The organism is Meiothermus sp. (assembly GCF_025056915.1).
Classification (GTDB): domain Bacteria; phylum Deinococcota; class Deinococci; order Deinococcales; family Thermaceae; genus Meiothermus.
Map to the genome: position 1 here is coordinate 1 of NZ_JANWVH010000098.1, position 9,200 is coordinate 9,200.

The 9,200-nt window shown below is 65.8% G+C and carries 11 protein-coding genes; 1 reads left to right on the plus strand and 10 read right to left on the minus strand.

The window, feature by feature from the left end:
- The 10 genes from NZN28_RS12825 to NZN28_RS12870 all read right to left on the minus strand — a co-directional run.
- Positions 1 to 1,687, minus strand: a 1,687-nt coding sequence (locus tag NZN28_RS12825) for an MDR family MFS transporter (RefSeq protein WP_295398739.1), incomplete at its 3' end; no start/stop codon positions are given.
- Positions 1,684 to 2,109, minus strand: coding sequence for a MarR family transcriptional regulator (locus NZN28_RS12830; RefSeq protein ID WP_295398740.1), 426 nt, complete (start codon positions 2,107 to 2,109; stop codon positions 1,684 to 1,686). The genes NZN28_RS12825 and NZN28_RS12830, both read right to left, overlap by 4 nt.
- 32 nt (positions 2,110 to 2,141) lie before the next feature.
- On the minus strand, positions 2,142 to 2,885 hold the full coding sequence (locus NZN28_RS12835; RefSeq protein ID WP_295398741.1) for a GNAT family N-acetyltransferase: 744 nt from the start codon (positions 2,883 to 2,885) through the stop codon (positions 2,142 to 2,144).
- 143 nt (positions 2,886 to 3,028) lie between these two features.
- Positions 3,029 to 4,336, minus strand: coding sequence for an ATP-binding protein (locus NZN28_RS12840; protein ID WP_295398742.1), 1,308 nt, complete (start codon positions 4,334 to 4,336; stop codon positions 3,029 to 3,031).
- Positions 4,333 to 5,013, minus strand: coding sequence for a response regulator transcription factor (locus tag NZN28_RS12845; protein ID WP_295398743.1), 681 nt, complete (start codon positions 5,011 to 5,013; stop codon positions 4,333 to 4,335). Before NZN28_RS12845 ends, NZN28_RS12840 begins: the two co-directional genes overlap by 4 nt.
- Positions 5,014 to 5,108: 95 nt before the next feature.
- Positions 5,109 to 5,411 carry a helix-hairpin-helix domain-containing protein gene (locus tag NZN28_RS12850; protein WP_295398744.1) on the minus strand — a complete coding sequence of 101 codons (303 nt, stop codon included), beginning with the start codon at positions 5,409 to 5,411 and terminating at the stop codon, positions 5,109 to 5,111.
- Complete coding sequence (locus NZN28_RS12855; protein ID WP_295398745.1) at positions 5,408 to 6,721, minus strand: HAMP domain-containing sensor histidine kinase; 1,314 nt, start codon at positions 6,719 to 6,721, stop codon at positions 5,408 to 5,410. Before NZN28_RS12855 ends, NZN28_RS12850 begins: the two co-directional genes overlap by 4 nt.
- Positions 6,718 to 7,404 carry a response regulator transcription factor gene (locus NZN28_RS12860; protein WP_295398746.1) on the minus strand — a complete coding sequence of 229 codons (687 nt, stop codon included), beginning with the start codon at positions 7,402 to 7,404 and terminating at the stop codon, positions 6,718 to 6,720. Before NZN28_RS12860 ends, NZN28_RS12855 begins: the two co-directional genes overlap by 4 nt.
- Before the next feature lie 15 nt (positions 7,405 to 7,419).
- On the minus strand, positions 7,420 to 8,127 hold the full coding sequence (locus NZN28_RS12865) for a polysaccharide deacetylase family protein (protein ID WP_295398747.1): 708 nt from the start codon (positions 8,125 to 8,127) through the stop codon (positions 7,420 to 7,422).
- On the minus strand, positions 8,124 to 8,549 hold the full coding sequence (locus tag NZN28_RS12870) for a hypothetical protein (RefSeq protein ID WP_295398748.1): 426 nt from the start codon (positions 8,547 to 8,549) through the stop codon (positions 8,124 to 8,126). The genes NZN28_RS12865 and NZN28_RS12870 overlap by 4 nt, the downstream gene beginning before the upstream one ends.
- A 207-nt stretch (positions 8,550 to 8,756) precedes the next feature.
- Between NZN28_RS12870 and NZN28_RS12875 the strand changes: the two genes are divergently transcribed.
- Positions 8,757 to 9,200: AI-2E family transporter (locus NZN28_RS12875; protein ID WP_295398749.1), on the plus strand; the 444-nt coding region annotated here is incomplete at its 3' end.

Genomic DNA, 9,200 nt, shown 5'->3' on the forward strand with positions numbered 1-9,200 from the left:
GAAGGAGGGTTTTCAAGGCCTGGAACTGCCCCGGAATGCCGCCCCGCACCAGCTTCGATTTGAACGCCTCCGGCAGGTTGGGGTCTTTCATCAGCGCCTCGTAGGCCGCCTCGTCCCCCTGCAAAGCCGCCACCAGCTTGCTTTCCATCTGCCGGAACTGGGCCGGAATGCCGCCCCTGACCAGGTTTTCCTTGGCCTGGGCAGGCACCTGGGCGTCCTGCATGAGGGCTTCATACGCGGCTTCGTCGCCTTTGAGGGCCGCCACAATCTGGGTCTCGAGCTTGGCAAACTGCTCGTCCAGGTTCAGGCCCGTAGCCCCTTCGCTGGACCTCGAGGCCGTCGCACCCGGCTTGCAAGCAGCATCCTGGGGAAAAACCTTGCAGGTCTCAGCGGTCAGGTTGTGGGAGAGCACCGTGCCCAGCACGGCAATGCCAATGGTAGAGCCAATCTGCCGCATGAGCTGGGTAAAGGCCGTGGCCGAGCCAATGCGCTCTGGAGGAACGTTGTTCTGAGCGGCAATCTGTAGCAACGACTGGGCCGGGCCCAAACCCAATCCCAGAAGGAAGAAAAAGAGCACCGCCAGCCAGAGCGGGGTGTTCACGCTCAACACAAAGTGCAGCAGGGTGAAGACCAGCAGCAACCAGAAAGTACCCACCAGCAATAAAGGCTTGAAACGGCCCAGCCGCCCCGAGAGCACCCCGCTGCCGCTGGCCCCCAGCACCACCCCCAGGGTCAGGGGCAGCACCGTCACCCCCGAGGCCGAGGCCGAGACCCCCTTGACCACCTGCAGGTAGAGCGGAAGAAAAGCCACCGCCCCCAGGAAAGCCGGGCCGTAGAAAAAGGTAGCCGCTGAGGCGAGGCTGAAGCTTCGTATGCGCAGCACGGAAAGGTCAAACAGGGGGTGCGGCTCGCGGTTTTGCGACCAGACCCACAGGGCCAGGGCCACCACGGCAAGCCCGAAGAGGCCCAGAACGGGGGCGCTGAGCCAGGGATAGGTGCTGCCGCCCCAGGAGAAGGCCAGCATCAGGGGCACCGTCCAGAGGATCAGCAGCCCCGCCCCCAGGAAGTCGAAGCGCTCGCGCCGTTCGGGCGAAAGCCGGGGCATAAAGCGCAGGATGAACCACAAGGCCACCGCCCCTACCGGCATGTTGATATAAAAAACCCAGTGCCAGGAGAGATGGTCGGTCAGGAGGCCGCCCAGCCAGGGGCCCAGGGCGCTGCTCAGCCCGAAGATGGCCCCAAACAGACCGCCCACTTTGCCCCGCTCACGTGGGGGAAAGAGCACCGCAATGGTGGTGAGGGCCAGGGCGAAAAGCGCGCCCCCACCGATGCCCTGAACCCCTCGGAAGAAAATCAGCTCGGGCATGGTCTGGGCCAGCCCACTCAGGGCCGAACCGGCCAGGAATATGCCGATTGCCACCAGCAGGATGGCCTTTCGGCTGAAAAGTTCGGTCAGCCGCCCGAAGATGGGGGCCGAAAAGGTGGCCGTGAGCAGGTAGGCGGTGGTGACCCAGGCGTACAGCTCGGTGCCCTTCAGGTCGGCAATGATGCGGGGCAGGGCGGTCGAAACAATGGTTTGGTCAAGCGCAGCCAGAAAAAGCCCCAGCAGGATGCCGATCAGGGTCAGGCGGGTTTCCCGAGGGGTAGGCTGGGCTTGCGGGTCGGATGGTGGGGCCGAATGGGTCATGGTTGCTCCTTGGGGGCTTCCTCACTCTGGGCCAAAACCTCGAGCCACCGTGCAAGCTGGGCTTGCTCCTTGGGGGAGAGGCGCTTGAGCCTGCGTTCCAGGGCTTCCTGGATGTGCCGCCGGCTCTCCTCGAGCAGGGCCTTTCCCTGCTCGGTAAGGGCGAAGCGGTAGCGGCGCAGGTCGGCAGGGTCGAGCGAGCGCACCACCAGGCCAGCCTGCTCCAGGCGCTTGAGCATCTGGCTGACGGTAGGGGCCGGCATCTGCATGGCCCGCACAGCCTCGGTAGGGTAGTGGTGCCGCTCGATCTCGGCCAGGAGCCAGGGGTCGGTGGGGGCCAGCCCGAGGCGCTCGAGGTGGGGCAGCACCTCCTCCCGCAGCTCGCGGGTCAGCTTCCACATGTGGGTGAGGATGCCCCAGGTCATGCCGCTCAATATACTTCCAAATCAAACTATTGTCAAATCAAAGTATTTTTTACAAAATCTTTCGGCTTCAGGGAAAGCACCAGCGTGAGGTGGACGGTGGGGCGTCCCAGCCAGGGGGCCCACAAGGGGCTTTCCCAGCGGGCATACTCCCGAAAGCCGAGCTTCTGGTACAGCCTCAGGGCGGCGCTGTTTTCGAGGGTGGTGGAGAGCTGAACCCCCGGCACCCCTCGGGCCCTCAGGCAGTCGAGGTGCGCCCGCAAAAGCCGCTCCCCCAGGCCTTTCCCCCGTGCCTCGGGCAGCAGGTTGATGTGCAGGTGGGCCGGGTAGAGATCCAGGGGGGCCCTTCGGCTGGGGTAGCACAGGCTGCGCCAGAGGAAGCGGAGACTTCCCATTAAGCCCGGGTAGCGCCCCAGGGCCGCCGCAAGGAGCCAGCCCGGCAGGTTTTTTTGGAAGTAGCCGCGGTAGGTCTGAGGGTTCGGACTGCCCAGCACGTACCCCAGCACCCGTCCCTCGCACTCGGCCAGCAAGCCGCAGGCCCCGGCGGGCCCCAGGTATGGCCCCACCCAGAGCGCACCGAACAGGGCCCGGGCCGGAAAGTAGATCTCGGCAGAGCAACCAAAAAAGCCAGTGGCGTAGGCGACCTCGACCAGCGCTGCGCCGTCGCTGGGCCGGGAGGGCCGGATCTGAACCAGGTGGGCCGCCCGATAGTCTAAATGACCGGCCAGAACGGCCCTCCTCTCCGGTGCTGCAGAGCGCACTTGTGGGAAGAGCGGCACCCCAAAAATCGTTTTGCGTAGTCATTCGACATCATCCAATGGCCTCCAAGGGCACTTATGCTCAAAACCCTGACCAGGAAGTTGAATCGGGCCTCATGTCTAGATCCTTGCGGCGGGGAAAGAATCCCCTGTCTCTGGGGCGGCTAAGCTTTCTCCCGAAGCGGAAGCTCGAGCCGGGCCAGAAGCCCTCCCTCGGGGGCTTGCTGTAGCACCAGTCGGCCTCCGTGCTGCTCTGCGATGGCGCTGACCAGGGTCAGGCCCAGCCCAGCCCCCCTGACCCCCTGGGTTCCGGTGCCTCGCTGAAAGGGCTGCAGGAGACGCTCAAGCTGCTCCGGTGGGATACCGGGCCCCTCATCGGCCACCTCCACCACGGCCTGGCTTCCCTCCAGGCGGGTACGCAGCCAAACCCGTCCGCCCAGAGGGCCGTACTTGAGGGCGTTGGAGAGCAGGTTGGCAATGGCGGTGCGAAGGGTCAGGGGCTGGCCCCGGTAGGGGGTGGGCTCGAGTTCCAGCACCACCCGGGCCTGCTTTTCGCGCGCCAGAACCTCCAGCGACTCCTGGGCCTCCAGGGCAAGTAAATCCAGGTCGGCCCGCTCTCGCTCGACCGGCTGGTGGGTGCGGGCCAGAAGCAGGAGGGCCTCGATGACCTGGGCCAGATCCTCGGCGGTGCGGGCAATCTGGCCCAACGCCTCGCGGTACTGCTCGGCAGTGCGGGGTTTTTCCAGGCTCAGGCTGGCCCGTGCCTGCAACACGCTGAGTGGGGTGCGTAGTTCGTGGGCCGCGGCCAGGGCAAAGGCCTTTTCCCGCTCGATGGTGCGCTCGAGGCGGGAGAGCATGGCATTAAAAGTCTGGGTCAGGCGGGCCATCTCATCTGTACCCGGACTCTCCGGTACCCGCTCGCCATAGCGCCCCGAAGCAGCAATCTCACCGGCCAATCGGGTGACCTGGTCCACCGGGCGCAGGGAGCGGTCGGCCAGCACATACCCCACCCCGAGGGCCAGCACAAATAGCCCCGGCAGGGCCAGAAGCAGGTATCGCTGGGTGTTGCTGAGGGTTTGCAGGGTCTCCTGCTGCGAGCGCATAACCTGAACCGTTCCCCCATCGGGCAGGGGGTAGTTGTAGACCCGGGTGCCCTCAACCGTCACAAAACCGGTTGTGAGCTCCACCTGCACCCAGGGCTCGCCTAGGCGCAGCAGGGCATGGCCTTGCCGGTCGTACACGATGAGCACGGTGGCCCCAGGAAAACGGCTTTGGAGCTGGTTCGAGTCCCCTGGTAAGGGGGCGCCGATCTGAAGTTCTGCTGCGGCAAGGGTGGCCGTTTCCCGCAGCGACTCGTCGAGGGTCTGGTGAAGCGCGCTGTGGAACACCCGGTACAGCACGGCCCCGCTCAATAAAAGCAGGGCCAGAGTGACCAGGCCGTAGTATGCGGTGAGCCGGAGCCGCAGGCTCAAGCACCCTCCTCCAGCCGGCCCAAACGGTAGCCCAGCCCCCGCACGGTCTCGATGAAATTTTCGCCCAGCTTGCGCCGCAGGCTCGAGACGTACACATCTACCACCTTGGTATCCACCTCGCTTTCCCCCGACCAGACCCGTTCGATCAGGCTGTTGCGCGAGTAGGCCCGGCCCGGATTCATCCCCAGGCACTCCACCAGAGCGTACTCACGCGGGGTGAGGGGCACGGGGTGGCCGTTCTTGAGCACCTGGTGGGCCGCCAGGTCGAGGGTGTGGCCCCCTGGCAGGGGAATCAGGTTGCTGGCCTCACCTCGGGCCCGCCGTACCAGGGCGCGGATGCGGGCCCGGAGTTCGCGGAAGTCGAAGGGCTTGGTCAGGTAGTCGTCGCCCCCGGTGTCAAGGCCGGTGAGCTTGGAGTCAACGTCACCCCTGGCAGTAAGGAAGAGGATGGGGGTCTTGTCACGCTGGTTGCGCAGGGCACGGGCCAGATCGAAGCCAGCCTGGGGGCCTTCAGGGAGCATCACATCGAGGATCAGGAGGTCGTAGACCTCGAGCTCAGCCATCCCCCGCCCAATGGCCGCGTTGGGGGCGTGGTCTATTATCAGCCCGTCGTCGCTCAGGCCCTCTACAATCAGCGCCGCCAGGCGGGGGTCGTCCTCTACCAGAAGCACGCGCATATATACCTCATAGGATGGCAGGCTAGGCCCACGTGGTAAAGAATGGGTAAAAACCACGGCCAGGTGGCCGTGGTGCAGGAGGGGTAGACAGCGTTTTAGAAGTGTACGTAGGGCTTGATGCTGGCCCAGAGTTTGGGGCCCAGGCCCTTAACCTTGGCCTGGAGTTCCTGGGCGTTTTTGTAGGGGCGGTGCTGGATGATCTGGGCGGCCAGCTTGGGGCCCACCCCGGGCAGGGTTTCAAGCTGGGCCAGGGTGGCGGTGTTGACGTTGACCTGGGCGATCTTGTGGGCGCTCTTGGTGGAGTGGGGGCTCGTGGTGGGAGCCGGGTTGGCCAAGGCCGCCCCGGCCAGGGCCGCCAGGGCCAGCAGGGTGGAGAGAATCAGCTTGATGCCTTTCATACTCGATCACCTTCCTTGTTGGGTGGGTCTTCGCGACCACCGGCCCAATCTTGCGGGAAAGGGCTGAAGCCAGGATGAAGGGTCAGGACCATCCGGGCGCGGGTCAGGGTTCCGGGGATGAATTCCAGCCTTCCCCCCAAAGCCAGGGCCACCGTTCGGGCTACCCGTAGGCCCAAACCCTCGGCGGAATGGAATAGGGGCTCTTGACCCTGGTTGACCACCTCGAGCCAGGCTTCCGAACCCTCGGTTCCGCTTTGCAAGAGCACCGGGCCCGGTCTTCCGTGCTTGAGGGCGTTGGCCAGCAGGTTGTTGAGGGCCTGCTCCAGGAGGCCCGCATCGGCCCAGACCCCTGCGGGGTAGGTCCGCAACACCAGGTCGAAGCCGCGCTCCAACGCCAGGGGCTGGAAGCGGTCGTAGGCATCGCGCAAAAGGTCGGCCATGTCGAGGGCTTGCCGGCGCACCTCGCCGGCCTCGGCCCGCGAGAGGGCCAGCAGATTCTGGGCCAGCTGCTCCAGCCTGAGGGCCTCGCGGTGCATGCGTTCGATTTTGGCCGGGGCCAGGGCCCCCTCGAGCCGAGCTGCTTCCAGGTTGGCGCGGAAGGCCGCAATGGGGGTGCGTAGCTCGTGCGCAGCAAAGGCCAGAAACTGTTGTTCCCGATGGCGCTGGGCCCTGAGGCGCTCCAGCAGGTCGGCGAAGCTTCTGGCCAGCTCGGCTACCTCGTCCTGGCCCTGGGGCAGGGGCAGCCGGGTGGCCTCCGAGAAGTGGCGGGTGGCCTGGGTAAGCCGCTCGAGGCTCGCCAAAGCCCGCCCCACCCAGAACCAGGCCATCCCCCCAGCGGCCAGCCCCAACAGGAGCCCCAAAGGCGCGGCCAGCTCCACATACAGGGCCAGCGAGTTTTCCAGTGGCGCCAGTGGCCGGCCTACCTGCACGGTCAGGCCCTTTGCCGAGAGGGTGTGCACCCGCCAGCCGCTCTGGCTGCTGCGGCCATGCCCCTGCCGCAAGGCTGTTGCGTCGAGCGGCTCGGGCACGTCCAGGGCTCCGTCTGCATAGCGAAGCTGGCCATTCTGGTAGATGAGGGCCGAGCTGACCCCCTCCTCCTGGGTCAGCAGGTCCCCGACCTCCGGAGGCAGGTGATGGCGTGGATCCGCCAGGGCCGCGTTCAAGACGCTGTGGGTAAGGGCGGCAAGGGACTGATCCATCTGGGCCAGGGCCTGACGCCGTAAGAGGAAGTACAGACCCCCCAGCCCAAGGGCCAGCCCCCCCAGCGTAAGTCCGAAGGCCAGCAGGGCCAGCCGCAACCTGAGTTTCATACCGGCTCGCCCAGGCGGTAGCCCAACCCCCGCACAGTTTCTATAACCCGATTGTGGATGCGCCGACGCAGGTTTTTTACATACACCTCCACCAGGTTGGAGTTGCTCTCAAACCCAGGGCCCCAGATGCGCTCCAGAATTTCCTCGCGGTTGTATATGCGGCCCGGGCCTATCATAAAAAGCTCCAGCAGCTGGTACTCCTTGGCCGAGAGCCGCACCAGCTCACCCGCGTAGCGCACCTCCCGCCGCTCGAGGGCCAGCAAAAGCTGCCCGTGGGCAAGGGTTTGAGGCCGGATCTCCCCCCGCCGGGCCAGCGCCCGCAAGCGGGCTACCAGTTCAGGCAGGGCAAAGGGTTTGGCCAGGTAGTCCTCGCCCAGCGAGAGCCCCCGCACCCGGTCGGACAGGGCCTCGCGAGCGGTGAGGAAGAGGATGGGCTGGAGGAAGCCCGCCGCGCGCAAGCTCTGGGCCAGCTCGAAGCCAGCCTCCTCACCCTCGGGCAGGCGCACATCGAGCAGGAAGAGGTCGAAGGGCTCCTGCCAAAGTAGCGCTTCGGCCTCGAGCCTCGAGCGGGCCCAGATGGGCTTAAAGTGCTGCTGGGTAAGGGCCTCGAGCAGGCTCTGGCCCAGGGTGGGGTCGTCCTCCACCATTAGCAAGCGCAGCAAAGGCAGACTCACCTTGGGCATGCAAAGACCTCCGTATCAGGGAATTAGTTCCGAGAGCTTCACCAAGGCAAACCCCCGAGCCTTCAGAGCCGGAACCAGGCTCTCCAGCGCCAGTAAGGTGGCCGGCAGGCGCGGCCCCCCCTGGCCGTGCAGCACGATGATGGAGCCGTTTTGCACCCGGCTGAGCACGCGCCGCACAATGGCTTCAGGGCGGCGCTCTCCACCATCCTCGCCTGCCACGTCCCAGTGCACCGCCACCAGCCCCAGGCGGCTTAGCAGGGCCAGGTCGTCCGGGCTGTAACAGCCTCCGGGAAAGCGGAAGTAGTGGTTGTTGACACCCAGGCCCGCGAGCAGGGCCTGGGTTTTCAGAATTTCGCCGGGCTTCTCCCGCACCGATACCGCGGGCAGGCCGTAGCAGGGCTGGGCAAAGCCCGGATGGCTGTAGCTGTGGTTGGCCAGCTCAAAAAGAGGGTTCTGGGCCAGCCTGCGGGCCTCCTCAGGGTACGTTTCTATCCACAGGCCGGTGAGGAAGAAGGTGGCCTTCACCCCGCTTTGCTCCAAAAAGCGGTAGAGTTCGCTGTGGTCGTAGCTGGCAACCTTGCCCTGCCGCAACATCCGGAGCATACCCGGCGTCATGTCGAGGTCAAAGGTGAGGGCGATCTGCGGGCGCTCGCGAGGGCCGTGGGTGAGGGGAGCAGCCAGCCCCAGGCCCAGAAAGAGCAGAAGGATCAGCCACCACCTCACCAGGTCACCCCCGTATGCCCCAGGGCGTAGCGACCTGGCTGGTGGAGATCGATGGAGATGAGGGTGTTGCCCACGTCGTTGGCCACGTAGAGGGTTCTCAGGTCGCAGGCGGGCACCATGTGCGGGGGTTCTACCTTATAGCTGGCCACCACCCGGCAGGTCTTGCCATCGATCACGTAGACCCGTTCTGGGAAATCCCTGACCACGGGCGAGAGCATCCCCGCCGCGGTGAAGGCGTAGACGTTCTGGGGGTCGTAGGGCGGCATCCCCGGCAGGCCCGCCGTTAGCCCGGGGCTGGCGGCGATGGGGGGCGGGCTCGAGGCTCCCCGCCCCGCTGGGCCGAGGGCCTCTGCCTGCGACCGATAGACCATCAGGGAAAACAAGAGCAGCACCGCCCGCCAGCCAGGGTGTATTCCACTCATAACAGCCCTCCGTTTGGTATGCATGGGGTACTCAGACCTCGAGGGAGCACGTTAGAGCGCCTAGGTAAAGCTCTGGTAAAAAGCTGCCGGGCCTGCCCGGCAGCCCCCAGGTTCGGGGTTTCCTTGCAGGAAGGTTGCGCGCTTTGAGGGGAAGGTGAGGGCTGGCGCCTTTTACCAAACCTTTACGCGGCCTCCATAGCCTGAGGCGTGCTCGAGGGCCTGCGCTTGCTGTGGAACAACCCCTACGTGCGGGGGGTGGCCGGGCTGCTGCTGCTTCTGGCCTTGCTACGGCTTGTGTACCTCACCGCCGACCTCTTTGGGCTGTTCCTTTTGGCCCTCCTGCTCGCAGCCCTGCTACGCCCGTGGGTAGACCGGCTGGAGCGGCTCCGGCTGCCGCGCCCGGCCGCTTTGGCGCTGGTGTTGCTGCTCCTGGGCTTGGGCCTGGGCCTCCTGGGTGTGGGGCTGGTGCGGGTCAGTGAGGAACTGGCCCACTTCGCCCGAACCCTTCCGGGGACCGCAGACAGCCTGGCCGTTTGGTGGAGGCACCTACCCGAGCGGCTGCACGCCTCGGGGCTGCCCCCCTGGCTGGTGGGGGCCCTCGAGCAGGCTTACGGTTCGGTGGGCGAGTTCTTGCAAAGCCTCTCCGCCGAG

Coding starts and splice junctions, on each gene's coding strand:
- NZN28_RS12830 (WP_295398740.1), bottom strand. CDS start 2,109: ATGACCTGGGGCATCCTCACCCACATGTGGAAGCTGACCCGCGAGCTG.
- NZN28_RS12845 (WP_295398743.1), bottom strand. CDS start 5,013: ATGCGCGTGCTTCTGGTAGAGGACGACCCCCGCCTGGCGGCGCTGATT.
- NZN28_RS12850 (WP_295398744.1), bottom strand. CDS start 5,411: ATGAAAGGCATCAAGCTGATTCTCTCCACCCTGCTGGCCCTGGCGGCC.
- NZN28_RS12855 (WP_295398745.1), bottom strand. CDS start 6,721: ATGAAACTCAGGTTGCGGCTGGCCCTGCTGGCCTTCGGACTTACGCTG.
- NZN28_RS12860 (WP_295398746.1), bottom strand. CDS start 7,404: ATGCCCAAGGTGAGTCTGCCTTTGCTGCGCTTGCTAATGGTGGAGGAC.
- NZN28_RS12870 (WP_295398748.1), bottom strand. CDS start 8,549: ATGAGTGGAATACACCCTGGCTGGCGGGCGGTGCTGCTCTTGTTTTCC.